General features: G+C 40.5%; 16 protein-coding genes and 1 other annotated feature. Of the genes, 15 read left to right on the top strand and 1 reads right to left on the bottom strand.

Features of this window, described 5'->3' with window-relative positions; genetic code table 11:
* Positions 1-58: 58 nt before the first annotated feature.
* Positions 59-718: a DUF2971 domain-containing protein gene (locus AC1M9D_RS09535; protein WP_481612035.1), complete on the top strand. Its 660-nt coding sequence runs from the start codon at positions 59-61 to the stop codon at positions 716-718.
* On the opposite strand, the gene AC1M9D_RS09530 is transcribed toward AC1M9D_RS09535, so the two are convergent.
* A protein-coding gene (locus AC1M9D_RS09530) for an IS3 family transposase (protein ID WP_481612034.1) occupies positions 715-1,934 on the bottom strand; the annotation gives its coding sequence in 2 pieces (ribosomal slippage) (positions 715-1,658 and positions 1,658-1,934; 1,221 coding nt in all). The genes AC1M9D_RS09535 and AC1M9D_RS09530 overlap by 4 nt on opposite strands.
* Positions 1,543-1,659, bottom strand: a sequence feature (AL1L pseudoknot). It overlaps the preceding gene by 117 nt.
* 100 nt (positions 1,935-2,034) lie before the next feature.
* Here AC1M9D_RS09530 and AC1M9D_RS09525 point away from each other — a divergent pair.
* From AC1M9D_RS09525 to der, 14 genes are all read left to right on the top strand, one after another.
* The gene (locus tag AC1M9D_RS09525; RefSeq protein WP_481612033.1) at positions 2,035-2,490 is read left to right on the top strand and encodes a hypothetical protein; all 456 of its coding nucleotides are present in this window, start codon (positions 2,035-2,037) and stop codon (positions 2,488-2,490) included.
* Positions 2,491-2,649: 159 nt separating this feature from the next.
* Positions 2,650-3,927, top strand: coding sequence for a glycosyltransferase family 4 protein (locus tag AC1M9D_RS09520; protein ID WP_481612032.1), 1,278 nt, complete (start codon positions 2,650-2,652; stop codon positions 3,925-3,927).
* 155 nt (positions 3,928-4,082) lie between these two features.
* Positions 4,083-5,354 (top strand): glycosyltransferase family 4 protein, encoded by a 1,272-nt coding sequence (locus AC1M9D_RS09515; RefSeq protein ID WP_481612031.1) that lies wholly within the window; start codon positions 4,083-4,085, stop codon positions 5,352-5,354.
* Between the two features lie 19 nt (positions 5,355-5,373).
* Positions 5,374-5,925, top strand: coding sequence for a phosphatase PAP2 family protein (locus AC1M9D_RS09510; protein ID WP_035265627.1), 552 nt, complete (start codon positions 5,374-5,376; stop codon positions 5,923-5,925).
* 111 nt (positions 5,926-6,036) lie between these two features.
* On the top strand, positions 6,037-6,237 hold the full coding sequence (iscX, locus tag AC1M9D_RS09505; protein WP_035265625.1) for a Fe-S cluster assembly protein IscX: 201 nt from the start codon (positions 6,037-6,039) through the stop codon (positions 6,235-6,237).
* A 109-nt stretch (positions 6,238-6,346) separates the two neighbouring features.
* Positions 6,347-6,778 (top strand): nucleoside-diphosphate kinase, encoded by a 432-nt coding sequence (ndk, locus tag AC1M9D_RS09500; RefSeq protein WP_035265623.1) that lies wholly within the window; start codon positions 6,347-6,349, stop codon positions 6,776-6,778.
* A 122-nt stretch (positions 6,779-6,900) separates the two neighbouring features.
* Positions 6,901-8,136, top strand: coding sequence for a dual-specificity RNA methyltransferase RlmN (gene rlmN, locus AC1M9D_RS09495; protein WP_035265621.1), 1,236 nt, complete (start codon positions 6,901-6,903; stop codon positions 8,134-8,136).
* A 56-nt stretch (positions 8,137-8,192) separates the two neighbouring features.
* Complete coding sequence (gene pilW, locus AC1M9D_RS09490) at positions 8,193-8,993, top strand: type IV pilus biogenesis/stability protein PilW (protein ID WP_481612030.1); 801 nt, start codon at positions 8,193-8,195, stop codon at positions 8,991-8,993.
* Positions 8,984-9,784 carry a helix-turn-helix domain-containing protein gene (locus AC1M9D_RS09485; RefSeq protein ID WP_481612029.1) on the top strand — a complete coding sequence of 267 codons (801 nt, stop codon included), beginning with the start codon at positions 8,984-8,986 and terminating at the stop codon, positions 9,782-9,784. Before pilW ends, AC1M9D_RS09485 begins: the two co-directional genes overlap by 10 nt.
* A gap of 18 nt (positions 9,785-9,802) precedes the next feature.
* Positions 9,803-10,924, top strand: a complete 1,122-nt coding sequence (gene ispG, locus AC1M9D_RS09480; RefSeq protein WP_092767631.1) for a flavodoxin-dependent (E)-4-hydroxy-3-methylbut-2-enyl-diphosphate synthase — start codon at positions 9,803-9,805, stop codon at positions 10,922-10,924.
* Positions 10,925-10,927: 3 nt separating this feature from the next.
* Positions 10,928-12,223 carry a histidine--tRNA ligase gene (gene hisS / locus AC1M9D_RS09475; RefSeq protein WP_481612028.1) on the top strand — a complete coding sequence of 432 codons (1,296 nt, stop codon included), beginning with the start codon at positions 10,928-10,930 and terminating at the stop codon, positions 12,221-12,223.
* Positions 12,224-12,252: 29 nt separating this feature from the next.
* The gene (locus AC1M9D_RS09470) at positions 12,253-12,954 is read left to right on the top strand and encodes a YfgM family protein (protein WP_481612027.1); all 702 of its coding nucleotides are present in this window, start codon (positions 12,253-12,255) and stop codon (positions 12,952-12,954) included.
* Positions 12,954-14,102, top strand: coding sequence for an outer membrane protein assembly factor BamB (bamB, locus tag AC1M9D_RS09465; RefSeq protein ID WP_481595120.1), 1,149 nt, complete (start codon positions 12,954-12,956; stop codon positions 14,100-14,102). The genes AC1M9D_RS09470 and bamB overlap by 1 nt, the downstream gene beginning before the upstream one ends.
* A gap of 170 nt (positions 14,103-14,272) precedes the next feature.
* The gene (der, locus tag AC1M9D_RS09460; protein ID WP_481587156.1) at positions 14,273-15,685 is read left to right on the top strand and encodes a ribosome biogenesis GTPase Der; all 1,413 of its coding nucleotides are present in this window, start codon (positions 14,273-14,275) and stop codon (positions 15,683-15,685) included.
* Positions 15,686-15,688 lie beyond the last annotated feature (3 nt).

Here is a 15,688-nt window from a genome sequence, read left to right as displayed (position 1 = left end):
GATTTTTATGCTATAAAAAACCCTGCGAAAGCGGGGTTTTTTTTGTGGGATAAGAATAATGATTTTATATAAGTATGTGGGTTTTGAGGCGGGTTTAAAAATATTAGAGACAAATAGCTTGGGGTTTTCAAATCTAGAAGATTTGAATGACCCATTTGAATGTACAGGATTTGGTTTTTATAATTTAGATGTTCCAGTGTCAGTTGCTATTAATGCATTTAGAATTAATTTCTCAAGAAAATATGCGGTCTTGAGCTTAACAAGATCTGCCCTTAATCCATTAATGTGGGCACATTATGGTGATAGTCATAGAGGAATAGTTATTGGTGTAGATACAAAAAAAGCAGGTTTTGATGATGATAATAAATTTATTATACCTTCAACCAAAGGAGAGCTTAGATATTTAAAGACTGTTCCAAAAGGAGTTTTAAAAGCCAATATTGATGACCTAATGATTGTGGGAGATTCTGAAAACTTGAATTGGCGTACTAAGGAGGATTTATTGAAGCATGCTTTGCTATACAAGATGCAAGAATGGGCTTACGAGGAAGAAATCCGAATTGTAAAAAATTTAAGTTCTGTTGAGTTTGGATATCATTCTTCTAAGCTTACTGAAGCGATAATCGATAATCAGATTTGGAGAAGAGTTCAACTGGAAACACGACCAATTTATACTGAACCGTACCGGGTTTATCGGAGAGATTTTTATTTAAGTTAGGCCACCTGACCTAACGGATTAACCTTATCATAGTACATTGCTTCAAACTCAAATGGCGATACATAACCTAGAGCACTATGTACACGCTTTTTATTGAACCAATCCACCCAGTTTAATGTCGCAAGTTGTACATCTACTAAACCTTGCCAATCTGCTTTTAGATATTCAATCACTTCTGTTTTGTATAAGCCATTCACCGTTTCAGCCAAAGCATTATCGTATGAATCACCAGTCGTACCAACTGATGCTCGTAAATTTGCTGCTTCTAAACGATTGGTATAGCGAATGGAAAGATATTGCACACCTCTATCGGAATGATGAATCACGTGCTTTGGCATGCCTCGATCATGTAATGCTTGCTCCAATGCATCGAGCACCATATCTGTATTCATTCGTGTAGATACTTTCCATCCAACAATGGCTCGTGAGAACACATCAATAATAAAGGCGGTATACACCCAGCCTGAATTGGTTCGAACATACGTGAAGTCAGCGACCCACAGTTGGTCAGGATGATCAGCAGTAAAATTGCGTTTCACCAAGTCAGGTGCACGCTTTTGATCATCTCGGCTACGAGTAGTTTGTTTATTCTTACCGCGCCAAACACCTTGTATGCCTAGATTTTGCATCAATCGAGCAACCGTACAGCGTGCAACAATATAGCCTTCACGTTTCAATTGTTGCCAGACTTTACGTACACCATATCGACCCGAACTTTCTTTCCAAATTCGTTTCACTTGTTCAGCATGATGCACGTCATGTAAATCGCGTTTTGAGCGCTTTTCTGGGTTCTCGGTCAGATCCAACTGTCGGTAATAGGTCGATGGTGAAATCGGTAAAATTTTACAGATTGCCTCAACACCATATAGGTCTTTATTGTTATGGATGAAATCCACCATTATTTGTGTGGGCGGTCGAGCTCCGCCTGGGCGAAAAAAGCAGCTGCTTTACGTAGAATTTCGTTAGCGCGTTGCAGTTCTTTATTTTCACGTTCCAGTTGTTTTATGCGTTCTTGATCTGAAAGATGCTGTACTTTAACTGGATTTTGTTGATCCAAATATTTTTGATGCCAAACACGCAGTGTTTCAGGGGTACAACCTATCTTGGGAGCAATAGCAGTGATTGCAGCCCAATTTGATGGATAATCTTTTTCGGATTCAATAACAAGTTGAACCGCTCTTTCCTTGATTTCAGGGGTATAGTTTAATTTTTTCATCGGAGTAGTTTCTCAGAATGTTGAGTCTCCGACAAACCCGGTACGGTTCAGTTTTAATTTCTATGGCATATCTAAAGCTAACTATCCTTTCAAACGATTTATGACACGTATCGAGGTGTTTGACAAAGCCAATCAAAAAAGCATGCAAATACTTGAAGGCTTTCAAGCGTTTCCCAATAGTATTGGTTATATGGATGTGAATTTTGATGGTTACTATGATGTAGTGCTCTCTGATCTGTCAGAGGATAAAACGCTTCAAGATTGTCGTTTTATTTACTGGATTTATGATTCTGTTCAACAAAAATTTAACCGTGCAGAGCAGTACGAGCAAATCGTTGGATTTCCACTGTTACATGGTGATAAACAGCACATCGATTTTTCTAATGGACAGGTTTATGTAATTGTTGAAGGCATTTTGAAACCAGTTGCAGTTAATGCTGAACAAGAAACTAAACAATTAGAAGATCGGACATCATCAGAATCCTCTGTAGCACTTCAAGGGGAAAACTTGGAAAAACGGATTGAAGAACCACCAGTTAACTCTGGTCAAGAGTAAGCGAATGAGCTAGGCAGCGATGTAAATCGTGTTCAAGAGCAAGAGCCTTAAAATGTGAAAATCTGAATGAGCCTTATGACAAGGCTGTCATGAAACCATCATCATATTGACATTATGTTCTTATAAATTTTAGGCATAGCATGAATAAAAGGTGTGATGATGGCACTCCTAAATTTACAAGTAACACAACAAAAAAAATTATTTGAATTATTGGACATTAAAAAAAATCCGTCATTTGAGGATTTTATTCTTCTTCCTGATGCTGATCAGCCTAAACGACATCCTCAATTAAAAATTGCCATTGTGACTGAGACATGGTCACCAGAGATTAATGGTGTTGCAAACTCACTGATGAATTTATGTCTGGGTTTGCAGAAGCGAGGTCATCAAATTTTGTTGATTCGTCCCCAACCCAAAGTGAAATGTAAACGGTTTAAACCTGATGCAGAGTGTTGGGTGCATGCTCAGGCGATTCCGAAATATCCCACCTTACAGTTCGGTTGGCCACAGTTTTCTAAAATCTCAAAAGCGGTTGAGGTATTTCAGCCAGATATTGTGCATATTGTGACAGAGGGACCATTGGGATTTGCGAGTCTAATGGTAGCTAAGTCTCAGAATATTCCTGTTTCAAGTGGTTTTCACTCTGCCTTTCAAGAGTTTAGTCGATACTTTGATTTTCCTTTTCTCGTTAAACCTATCTCAAAATATTTAACATGGTTTCACAATAAGACAGACGTGACTTGTGTGCCAAGTTTAGATACACAGCATGCTTTAAAACAAATGGGAGTAAGCGGTGAGTTAAGGGTGGTGGGGAGAGGTGTTGATACCCAATTATTTAATCCGAATAAAAGATCGAAGTTATCGAGAGAGCAATGGACTGCAAATGAGCATACACGAGTGCTGATTTTCGTTGGTCGGTTGTCACCTGAAAAGGAAGTAGACCTTATTATTCGGACTTTTTTGAAAATGAAAGGTGAGGTTGAACATTATACTAAATTGGTCATTGTCGGAGATGGACCAGATCGAGTAAGGCTTGAAGCCCTTGCGAATCATCACCCTGATATTATTTTTATGGGAAGTTTGACTGGCGAAGACTTGGCTTGTGCATATGCCAGTGCAGATGTGTTTATCTTTCCAAGTCAAGTTGAAACCTTTGGAAATGTCGCGCTTGAAGCATTGGCAAGTGGCTTGCCTGTGGTGGCTTATGATTATGCATGTGCCAAACTGCATGTTGTGCACAATGAAACGGGATGGCTGATCCCTCTCGGTGATCTAGATATGTTCGAACGAGCAATGACAGCAACATTGAATCAACCCGATTTAAAAATAATGGGTGAGAAAGCGCATCTTGCAGTTGCTGCAACAGGATGGTTGAAACCTGTTATTGATTTTGAGCAAGCGTTATTTTTTGCTGTGCATCGTACTTTATTTCACTAAATTATTTTGAATTCGTAGTTTCTTGTCGCGTGTTTGAGGGTGGTCGGTGAATCAGTCATCTATTCTAATTATGACAAGTATTTAATGAAATCATCATCATAATGAAATGATCCATCTCTAAAGTAAAAGTATGAAAAAAATACAAAAGAGGTGTGATGATGGGAATCATGGACACTGTATTGCCTAGATCGACAACGCAATATGATCACCAGAGGCTAAAATTTAAAAATCAAAACTCCGATCGGGATGTATCGGTGCTTGAGCAATTGGGGCGATCTAGATTAAAAATAGCTGTCGTTACGGAGACATGGCCACCAGAGCTGAATGGTGTTTCATTGTCTTTACTACAGATTTGCAAAGGTCTACAGAAGCTTGGTCACAAAATTCTATTGGTACGACCTTCACAAAAACAAATATGTTCGGAATTTTCTCCGAACCGTGAGTGTTTGGTGAATGGTCAAACCATTCCGAAATATGCCCATATGCAATTTGGCTGGCCACAGTATGGCAAAGTGGCTAAAGCATTTGATGAATTTCAACCAGATTTGGTGCATATCGTGACGGAAGGACCATTAGGTTTAGCGGTACTTCAGCTCTCAAAAAACAAAAAGATTCCTGTGAGTAGTGGTTTTCATTCTGCTTTTCATGACTTTAGTCGGTTTTATGATCTTGCTTTTATGGTCAAGCCGATTCAGCACTATCTCAAATGGTTTCATAACAATACGCAATTGACCTGTGTGCCAAGTCAGGACTCGGCTGATGCGATACGTAGCTTTGGTGTTACATGTCAAGTTGAAGTGATTAAAACTGGGGTGGATGTTGAAAAGTTTTCACCTACTTTTCGAAGTGTGCAACTCAGACGACAATGGGATGCTTGTGAAAATACAACTGTGCTACTTTATGTTGGTCGTGTTTCACCTGAAAAAGAAATTCAGGTGTTAATTGATGCCTATTTAAAACTTAAAACACAAACAACGCGCAGATTTAAGTTGGTCATCGTGGGGGATGGGCCCGATTATTCGCGTTTGGTTCGTCAGAGCAAACATACCGATATCATCTTTACTGGAAGCTTAAGTGGTACAAATCTTGCTGAATCATTTGCAAGCGCAGATGTATTTGTTTTTGCCAGTCAAGTAGAGACATTTGGCAATGTCGTGCTTGAAGCGATGGCGAGTGCATTGCCTGTCGTTGCTTATGATTATGCTTGTGCTAAGCAGTATTTAGATGCGGAAACAGCATGGTTAGCACCTTTGGGTGAGCCTGCAACTTTGGTTCAATATATTGTTAATCTGCCCCAGAACAAACGCTTGCATGCAATGGGGGTGCAAGCAATGAAAAAAGTACAACAAGTCGGATGGCAACATCCAGTTCAACAACTCGAACATGCATTTTATCGTGTCGTGCAGCAGAAAACGCTCACGGCCTGAACGATAGGAGTAGAGTGAAATGAATTTTAAAAATACCAAAATAAAAATACTCGATCTTGATCTAAGAGGATGTCTCTATTTCAATAATCTATCGCATACACAAAGTATTGCGCTCATATTTAAAATTATTAGTCGGCTCGGAGATGGAGTTTTTTGGTACATGATGGTGGCGTTGGTGTGGCTACTGCAAGGACCGCAATACACTATTCAAATTTTATATATTGTTGTTGCTGCTTCGTTAGGTACGCTGATTTATAAAATTTTAAAAACAAAAACAGTACGTCCACGACCATACCAAGTTCACCAAGTTATTCATATTGGCGAAAGACCACTAGATCATTTTAGCTTTCCTTCTGGTCATACATTGCATGCAGTAATGGCAACAATCGTATTGGGTTATGTAGAGCCTGTCTTGCTGGTGATGATGATGCCATTTACCATTTTGGTTGCGTTGTCGCGCATGGTATTGGGATTGCATTACCCAACTGATGTTTTAGTTGGTGCCTTAATTGGGGCGACGGTTGCTAGTGGTATTATCTTGGCTGCTCCAGCATTGAATATCATATTGTGAGGGTATGTTGATTGCATGATAAGGCGTACAAAAGCAATATAATTGTACGTCTTGATTTGCTTTTTGCTAAAATTAAGCCATGAATTCACCAAAGATGATTTAGGAATAAGTATGGGTTTACGTTGGACAGACACCCTTGATATCGCAATTGAACTGTATGAAGCCCATCCAGATGTAGATCCACAATGGATCCGTTTTACTGATCTTCATGCATGGGTTTGTGCGCTTCCAGAGTTTGAAGATGATCCAAACAAATCAACAGAAGGATTGTTAGAAGCAATTCAAATGGCTTGGATTGACGAAGCTCGATAATTCATCGATCGAAAAAAACCATTTTTTTACACGCGAAAAGCAGATAATCGCGCATTATTCGGTATAATGCGCCAAAATTTTCATGTCAATTTGACTAAAGGAGCCAATCATGGCTATTGAACGTACTTTATCTATCGTTAAACCAGATGCAGTTGCTAAAAACCACATCGGTGACATTTTTGCTCGTTTCGAAAAAGCTGGTCTTAAAATCGTTGCGACTAAAATGAAACATTTAACTCAAGCTGAAGCTGAAGGCTTCTATGCTGAGCACAAAGAACGTGGTTTCTTTGCTGACCTCGTTGCGTTCATGACTTCTGGTCCAGTTGTTGTATCAGTTCTTGAAGGTGAAAACGCAGTTCTTGCTCACCGTGACATCCTTGGCGCTACTAACCCTAAAGAAGCTGCTCCAGGTACAATCCGCGCTGACTTCGCTGTAAGCATCGACGAAAATGCTGCTCACGGTTCTGACTCTGTAGCATCTGCTGATCGTGAAGTTAACTACTTCTTCGCTCAAACTGAGATCGCTCCACGTACTCGTTAATTCGCAGTATTCAAACCAGATAAGTGCTATACTGCTTATCTGGTTTTTTTATTTCTGAAAGATTTTATTGCTTGAAAATTGAGCATGTTCTTTTATCCCACATTATGGTTTAGGTAATACTCATGAATTCTGAAGTTGTCGCTTCATCCGTCAATTTAGATGAACAACAGCCCACTACTGTTCAAGTACAGCAGGCTGATACTGTACAGAAAGTGAATTTACTTGGCCTGTCACGTCCGCAAATGGAAAAATTCTTTGAGGATATGGGGGAGAAAAAGTTCCGTGCGGGTCAGGTGATGAAATGGATTCATCAGTTCTTCGTTACTGATTTTGCTGAAATGACTAATATTTCAGGGAAATTACGTGAAAAACTTGAAAAGATTTGTGAAATTAAAGCACCAGAAGTCGTGCATAAAAACTATTCTAAAGATGGAACACGTAAGTGGGTATTCCGTGTAGGTGATGGTGCGGGTTCTTTGGTTGAAACAGTACTGATTCCTGCTGAGGATAAAACGGGTTCGCGTAAAACCTTATGTATTTCATCACAAGTCGGTTGTGCTTTGGACTGTTCGTTCTGTTCAACAGGAAAACAAGGTTTCCAACGCGATTTAACACAGGCTGAAATTATTGGTCAGTTGTGGATGGCGAACTATTCCTATATGGAAGATGTGCCAGTTGCTGAGCGTGAGCGCTCTGTGACCAACGTGGTAATGATGGGTATGGGCGAACCATTATTGAACTATGACGCTGTGCTTAATTCAATGCGTATCATGCTTGATGATTTCGCCTATGGAATGTCTAAACGCCGCGTCACATTGTCAACGTCAGGGGTTGTGCCGAAGATAGATCAATTGGCTCAAGATATTGATGTTGCGCTTGCAATTTCATTGCATGCAACCAATGATGAGTTACGTAACGAATTAGTACCAATTAATAAAAAATATCCGTTAGAGCAACTCATTGCAGCGTGTCAGCGTTACATCACTAAAGATGGTAATGAAAGTGCACGTAAGCATGTCACAATTGAGTATGTCATGTTAGACGGGGTCAACGATCATCCTGAACATGCACAGCAGATGATTAAGTTGTTGAAAAATTTACCAAGTAAAATTAACTTGATTCCATTTAATCCATTCCCACATGCACCATACGGGCGTTCGAGCCGAAATCGCATCATTTCTTTCCAAAAAACTTTGTCTGATGCTGGTTTTGTGTGTACGATTCGTCAGACACGTGGGGATGATATTGACGCAGCTTGTGGTCAATTGGTAGGTCAAGTGGCTGACCGCACTCGTCGTGCAGAACAATGGAAGAAAAAAGTGCTAGAACGTAATGAAATTATGCGTTCACAAGGCTAGTTGTATCATTTAGATGTGAATGATTAAAAAGAGGGAGGCATCATTTGAGCAAGCCGATGTATAAAAAAATAGTCATGACGATGACAGTCGCTTTATCTGGATTGCTTTTCTTTGGATGCCAAACTACCAGTGGCGATACGAGCAAAAAAGATCCTGAGAAATCAGTGAAAGTTCGTACCCAAATGGCGGCTGAATATATTCGAACTGGGAATTTAGATGCTGCCAAACGTGTGCTTGATCAAGCATTAGAGGTTAATTCGCGCGATTCGACGGCAAATATGATGATGGGGGTGTTGCTTCAGCAAGAAGGAAGTGACATCAACATGCAACGTGCAGATCATTATTTTTCTCGTGCGATATCAATTGATCCTAAAAATGCGCAAGCACGTAACAACTATGGTACGTATTTGTATCAAGTGAAACGATATAATGATGCTGTAAAACAGCTTTCAATTGCAGGCGCAACGCTTGGATATGACCAACGTCATCGTGCATTAGAAAACCTTGGACGGATTTATCTGATTCAAGGTGATATACCGAATGCTGAAAAAACGTTCAAACAAGCACTGCAAGTCAATCGTGACTCCACTGTTTCAATGATAGAGTTGGCAGAGATATTTTATCTGCAAAAGAATAATATTGCCGCGCGTCAGCTATATGAGCAATTTGTACTCAAAGTTGGCCAGCAAAATCAAGGTGCGCGAGCACTCTGGATTGGTTTACGTATCGCACGTGCCAATGGTGATAGAACGGGAATGTATGTGCTGGTGAATCAGTTGCGTACTTTATTTCCAAATAGTCAAGAATTTCAACGTTATTTGCAATTACAGTTCAATACTGAGGCCGTATGGAAGTAAATCCTAATTCACAGCAACCTACTGGTTCAAACGTAGCACCTAATGCTTTAGGAAATATTCAACGCCCTGGCGAGTATTTGCGTCAAATCCGTATATCTCAACAACGTGATCTGGTCAAAGTTGCTGGTGATTTGAAAATGCCAGTAAAAACGCTTGAAGCGTTAGAGCAAGACGAATACAAATCTTTGCCAGAAGCGACTTTCATTAAGGGATATTATCGTTCGTATGCGAAGTATCTCAAAGTTGATGCCTCTGCTTTAATTCAACGTTTTGATGAAATCTATCAAAATGATACAGGTTTACTGCCAAATCATGCTTTGAACAATTCTCCAATTAAAATTATGGGGAAACTTCCTGGCTCGAAAAGTGTACGTAATCGCAAGTGGATTAAACGCATCGTGATTGCGTTAATTATTTTGGGCGTGGCTTGGATATTAATCTCCGCAATCCAAAAATGGGCGGCTAAAGGCGATTCGTCAAATACTGATACGAATCAGTCCAATAATGTCCAAATTCTGACCTTAAATAATGGTACAGGCACGACTGAAGCAGTATCAGGCGATACGATGAATCTCAGTTTTAGTCGTCCTACATCGGTACACATTGTGGACAGTACGGGTAAAGTTTTAGCAACTGGACGCCAATCAACTGCGATTAGTTTGAATGGACAGTCTCCATTCCAAATTCGATTAGATGATGCTCAAGCCGTTTCATTAAGTTTAAATAATGAAAATATTTCATTGTCACCATATACCGTAAACGGAAAAGCTGAATTCCGTTTATCACGTTAATGGGTTAAAGGTAAAACGATGATCGAGAATCCGATTCGACGCAAACCAACACGTAAAATTCGCGTAGGTTCTGTGTATGTGGGTGGCGATGCGCCAATCAGTATTCAAAGCATGACCAATACTGAAACTTGTGATGTAGCTGCAACAGTTGCACAAATTCAACGTTGTGTGGATGCTGGTGCGGATATTATGCGTGTGTCTGTACCGAGTATGGAAGCCGCTGCTGCTTTTGGAGAAATTCGTAAACAAGTGCAAGTGCCACTCGTTGCCGATATCCATTTTGACTATAAAATTGCTTTAGCTGTTGCAGATTTGGGTGCAGATTGTCTGCGTATTAACCCAGGGAATATCGGTTCAGAAGCAAAAATTCGCGAAGTGGTTGCTGCGGCTCGTCACAACGATATTTCAATGCGAATTGGTGTCAATGCAGGCTCTCTCGAAAAAGATATTCAAAAGAAATATGGTGAGCCAACAGGTCAAGCTTTGCTTGAGTCAGCAATGCGTCATATTGATATTTTAGATCGTTTGGATTTCCAAGAGTTTAAAGTGTCAGTGAAAGCATCGAATGTCTTTTTGACGATGGATGCTTATCGCTTATTGTCACAACAAATTGACAACCCGTTACATTTAGGAGTGACTGAAGCTGGAATTTACCGTACTGGTTCGGTGAAGTCGGCAATTGCACTGGGCGGATTGTTAATGGAAGGCATTGGCGACACCATGCGAATTTCATTGGCAGCGGAACCTGAGGAAGAAATCAAAATTGGTTTTGATATTCTTAAATCTTTGGGCTTACGTTCAAATGGTATTAACTTTATTGCTTGCCCAAGTTGTTCACGTCAAGAATTTAATGTCATCAAAGTGATGCAAATGCTTGAAGAGCGTTTGGAAGATGTACGTACTCCAATGGATGTATCTGTCATCGGGTGTAAAGTCAACGGTCCTGGTGAAGCTAAAGAAGCTGATATTGGTGTAGTGGGTGCAAGTCCACGTTCACTGGTGTATCGTAATGGTGAAAAGAGTCATTTAATTGACACAAATCAATTGGTTGATGAAATCGAAAATATGGTTCGTCAACGTGTTAACGAGCTTGAAAAAGCTAAATCAAAAGAGATTATTCGCACAGGTTTTTCTGAGTAGATCATGAGTTCAATCGTCGCAATCAAAGGTTTTAATGACATTCTCCCAACGCAAACCCCAGCTTGGAGACGTCTTGAACAGCATCTATCTGGTTTGATGGATGCCTATGGCTATCAACAAATTCGTTTGCCGATGGTTGAACAGACAAACTTGTTCAAGCGTTCTATTGGTGATGCAACGGATATCGTTGAAAAAGAGATGTATACGTTCTTAGATAAAGGTAATCCTCCTGAGTCTTTGACCTTACGTCCTGAAGGTACTGCGGGTTGTGTACGTGCTATGCTCGAACACAATTTGCTTCGTGGTGCGACACCGCGTGTTTGGTATATTGGACCGATGTTCCGTTATGAAAAACCGCAAAAAGGTCGTTATCGCCAATTCCACCAATTTGGTGTGGAAACGTTTGGTGTTGGAACTCCTGATCAAGATGCTGAACTGATTTTGATGACTGCGCGTCTTTGGAAACGGATGGGTGTTGCGGACAAAGTTCAATTAGAGCTTAATACTTTAGGTGAGTCAGATGAACGTGCAGCTTATCGTGCAGCCTTGGTTGAGTTTTTAGAATCACATAAGTCAGATTTAGATGAAGATTCGCAGCGTCGTTTAACGACGAATCCACTGCGTATTTTGGACTCTAAAGATGCAAAAACTCAAAGTATTTTAGAAAATGCGCCTAAACTTCATGACTTTATGGGTGAAGAGACGCTGGCACATTTCCAACAATTACAGCAATATTTAACCGATGCAGGTATTTCATTTGTCATTAACCAAAAATTGGTTCGTGGCTTGGATTACTATAATAAAACTGTATTTGAATGGACGACGACACATCTGGGTTCACAGGGTACGGTATGTGCTGGTGGTCGTTACGATGGTTTAGTGGGTCAGTTAAAAGGTAAACCAGATCAATCCGTTCCTGCGGTTGGTTTCGCAATGGGTATTGAGCGTTTATTGCTTCTTTTAGAACAAGTAGAAGACAATACACCAGTACGTGATTGTGAAGTATTTTTACTTGCAGATCCTGCGACGCAAGGTAAAGCTTTAGTTTTGGCTGAGCAAATTCGAGATCAACTTGAAGCTGCAAACAGTTCAGTGCGTCTGAAAGTTGGTTCTCAAGGCTCGATGAAAAGTCAAATGAAAAAAGCGGATCAGTCTGGTGCAATTTATGCCTTAATCTTTGGTGAGCGTGAAGCTGAAGCGCAACAACTTTCAGTCAAAGAGTTGGCTACAGCAGAGCAGACACAAGTAGCGGTCAATGACATTGTGCCGTTCATCATTGATAAACTATCTTCAAAATAAATTTAAGAACATAAGGAAAGGGCGATCATATGAGCGCAATGACTGACGAAGAACAACTGCATACAGCAAAGTCGTTTTTTAAGAAATATGGATCGGCGTTGATTACGCTGATTCTTCTTGCCCTGATCGCCTTTTTCGGATGGGAATATTGGAAGAAGAAAAACGTAGCAGAAGATCAAATACAGACTGCTAAAGTACAGCTCTTAGTTGATGAAGCGAAAGCTGCAACAACTGATCCTAAAGTAGCGACTGCTTTGGATGGAACTGCTGAAAAAATTGTAAAAGAAAATCCTGATTCGATTCATGCGGTTCAAACGCAATTTGTAATGGCAAAATTGGCTTATGATCAAGAGAATTATGCCAAAGCTGAACGTGAATTGAAAAAAATTGCAAACGCTCAAATCAAAGATGAAGGTTTACAACACATCATTAAGCTTCGTTTAGCGGATGCTCAACTGGCACAAAAAAAATATGATGAAGCTTTAAAAACACTGTCTGGTTTGACTTTGCCCGCTTTCAAAACAACTGTAGATGAAGCGCGTGGCGATATTTATATTGCTAAGAATGATATTGAAAATGCGAAAAAAGCTTATCAGAGCGCATGGGATAACTTAATTGCAACTAAACAAGAACGCCAAATCTTACAAATTAAACTCGAAAGTGTTGGCATATTAGTAGAAGATCCTGAAATTGAGCGCCCAATTTTAGATATACAAACGGATGAGTCTTAATGGATAGAAAGTATAAAATTTCTTTTGTTCTAGCGACATTGTCGTGTGCACTAATGGCGTGTACAAGCAATACGGTGAAAGAAGAAAAGGTGAAACCTAATCCGTTGCCTAAAATTCAGCAATCGGTGAGCTTAGCACCTATTTTTTCACATAATGTTTCAGCGACGGATGCTGCTGATCCATTGCGTTTGAGAATGGCGAATGATCAAGGTGTTTTATACTTTTTAGATCCTAAGGGACAGGTTTCTGCATATCAAGGTAAGCAGCGTGTCTGGGAAAAACAAGTTACAAAGCTTGGTTTAAGTTCAGGTGTTGAAGCGGCCAACGGATTAGTAATCGTCGGCAACAAGAAAGGTCAGCTGTTTGCTCTTGATCAAAAAACGGGTGATATCCGTTGGACTGCGCAATTAAGCGGTGCAATTTTGAGTGCGGCGCTTATTCAGACTGGTCGAGTGATCGTTGTTGCAAATGACGGTACGGTGTTTGGTCTGGATGAAAAAACAGGTCAACAAGTGTGGACCTATCGTATGCCAAACGAACAATTGAGCTTACGTGGTCAAGCTTCACCTGTGCGCTTAGACCCACGAACAGTTTTAGTGGCCTCGTCAAATGCATACGTATACGCAATTGATAGTCTCACTGGAACTTTGCGTATGCAAAGACGTGTGGCAGTCAGCGATGGTCGTTCTGATATACAGCGTTTAGTTGATGTGGATGCAGATCCAATTGTTGCAGGACAATTGGTTGTAACCACCAGCTATCAAGGTCAAGTCACTGTACTAGATCTAGTTTCACAACGTGTGATTTGGAGTGAAGATGCAAGTAGTATTAACCGTGCTGAAGTTGCAGGTCGCCAAGTATTCGTCACGCAAACAGATGGTAAAATTGTATCGTTTGATCTGGTGACGGGTCAGCCATTATGGAATAATGATCAATTGCTTAACCGTCAATTAAGCAATCCAGTAATGTTGGGTCAGTATTTAGTGGTAGGTGATTATGAGGGTGTACTCCACCTTGTAGATCCTAAAAATGGTCAACTTGTTGGGCGTGAAAAAACGCGTGGTGAAGTACGTTCGTTGCGTGTAGTGAACAATCAGCTTTACTCAGTGACACGTACAGGCGCACTTACAATTTGGCAGAATCGTTAATTTTTTCTCTGCTTATGGTAAACTAGTCGCTGAATACATATTTTAAGTTCGGGGTGTTGAATTTTCAGACCCCGACATTTTTATTTTTAAGTAGATGATTCGTCTAACTTCTTCCACAGTTTCTGATGTTCAGGCCAATTGAGTTGGCTGATCTTGTTAAAGGTTAATCTATGAAACCCGTTATTGCGCTCATTGGTCGTCCGAACGTCGGAAAATCAACGCTGTTTAACCAGATTACCAAAAGTCGTGACGCGCTTGTTGCAGACTTTGCCGGTCTTACTCGTGACCGTAAATATGGTGATGCAGTTTATCAAAATAAATCATTTATCGTTGTAGATACTGGTGGTATCGGCGAAAACGAAGGTGGGATCGACTCTTACATGGCAGAGCAGTCTAAAACTGCGATTCATGAAGCAGATATGATCATCTTTGTTGTTGATGCGCGTGCAGGTCTTTTAGCATCCGATGAACAGATTGCGCGTGAGTTGCGTTCACTCGGTAAAAAAGTATTTTTAGTTGCCAACAAAGTCGATGGTGTCCATGCAGAGGCAGCATTGGTTGAGTTCTTTAAGTTGGGTATGGGTGAACCGATGCAAGTGGCTGCCAGCCATGGGCGTGGTGTTCAACAAATGCTCGAAGAAGTGCTTGAAGATGTACCAGAAGATGACCTAAGTGAACAGCGTGATGAAGATACTGGGCTTCGTCTAGCGATTATCGGTCGTCCGAACGTAGGTAAGTCAACATTAGTTAATCGCCTGTTAGGTGAAGAACGTGTCGTTGCTTTTGACCAGCCTGGTACTACACGTGACTCAATTTACATTCCATTTGAGCGCGATGGTCGAAAATATACGCTCATTGACACTGCCGGTGTTCGTCGTAAAGGTAAAGTGGATGAAATGATTGAGAAATTCTCAATCGTAAAGACTTTACAAGCAATGAAAGATGCCAATGTTGTCGTTGTTGTTGTTGATGCGCGTGAAGGTATTGTTGAGCAAGACTTGCATTTGATTGGATATGCGATTGAAGCTGGTCGTGCGATGGTGATTGCGATCAATAAATGGGACAATATGTCAGAATATGATCGCAAACAATGTAAATTGGATGTTGAGCGTCGTTTTGACTTTATTCCATGGGCAAAAATCCATTTAATTTCTGCGTTGCATGGTACAGGTGTGGGTGAGCTTTATCCTTCAATTCATCGTGCATATGAATCTTCACGTTTGAAAGTATCTCCAGCGAAAATCACTGAGATCTTAAAAGATGCAACAGACGCGCATCATCCACCTAAAGTTCAAGGCCGTGCAATTAAAATGCGTTATGCGCATATCGGTGGTCAAAACCCACCTACGATTGTGATTCACGGTAATAAAGTTGATAAAACCCCAGCTGACTATCGTCGTTACTTAGAAAACGTGTTCCGTAAAGTGTATAAACTAGAGGGTACACCTGTAAAAATTGAATTTAAAACTTCAGAAAACCCATTTGAAGGTCGTAAATCTCAAATTGACGAGCGTACTGCGGCACGTAAACGTCGTTATGTACAGAAGTTTAAGAAAGCCGAGAAGAAGTTCAAACGCGGTTAATCA

This window comes from Acinetobacter sp. ANC_7682 (assembly GCF_056779795.1).
This window is presented reverse-complemented; position numbering and strand designations above follow the sequence as displayed.